General features: G+C 55.4%; 1 protein-coding gene. It reads left to right on the forward strand.

What is annotated here, in order from left to right; all coding sequences use genetic code 11:
- Nucleotides 1-233, forward strand: a 233-nt coding sequence (locus tag KMS84_RS39685) for a Cro/CI family transcriptional regulator (RefSeq protein WP_256921510.1), incomplete at its 5' end; no start/stop codon positions are given.
- Nucleotides 234-316 lie beyond the last annotated feature (83 nt).

Consider the following 316-nt stretch of genomic DNA (forward strand, 5'->3'; position numbering starts at 1 on the left):
GGTTAATATCGGCCTCATCTACAACCGAGGCTCAAATCATGAGCGAGACCCCTCTCGACGAGTTTGTTGCGAAAAAGGGCCAGTCCGAGGCGGCGCGGCTTCTTCGTGTCACGGCTCCAGCAATTCACAAGGCGCTAACAGCGAAGCGGGACATTCGAGTGCTTGAGCTTCCCGACGGCAGCTTCCAGGCGAAAGAGCAGCGCCCGTTTCCATCGCAGCGATCAGTAGCCTGATCGCTTGATGCGCCCATTTTCCCTCTAAGCGGGTAGGGCAGATAGAGATTCTGGATCAGCTGTTAATTCATACAGTGCATAGG

The organism is Streptomyces hilarionis, assembly GCF_024539675.1.
Lineage (GTDB): Bacteria > Actinomycetota > Actinomycetes > Streptomycetales > Streptomycetaceae > Streptomyces > Streptomyces hilarionis.